The 282-nt window shown below is 62.4% G+C and carries 1 protein-coding gene; it reads right to left on the bottom strand.

Going from position 1 to position 282, the window contains the following annotated elements:
* A partial coding sequence (locus HMPREF3044_RS08870) for an Ig-like domain-containing protein (protein ID WP_210400544.1) occupies window positions 1-282 on the bottom strand: 282 nt, incomplete at both ends.

The following is a 282-nucleotide window of genomic DNA, read 5'->3' as shown; positions in this document are numbered from 1 at the left end:
CTTGTCGGTCGCCGTGGTGCCATCAGGCAGCGTCACAGTCACGGTTGCGCCAGGCTCAGCCTCACCACTGATGGAATCGTCACCCTCCTTGACCGGGTTCACCTCCGGAGCAGTCGTCGTGTCCTTAGCGGTGATCTCGGTGTTGGTCGGCTCGGAAACCTTCTTACCTGGTGCCGTTGCCGTGGTCTTAACCGTGCCGGAAGCCGGAACAGTCTTACCCTCAGGCAGCTTCACCGTGAACGTGCCATCCTCGCCGGCCTTGTCGGTCGCCGTGGTGCCATC

This window comes from Corynebacterium sp. HMSC073D01 (assembly GCF_001815555.1).
Lineage (GTDB): Bacteria > Actinomycetota > Actinomycetes > Mycobacteriales > Mycobacteriaceae > Corynebacterium > Corynebacterium glucuronolyticum.
Note: the sequence above shows the minus strand (reverse complement) of the source record. Positions and strands in the feature narration are given on the sequence as shown.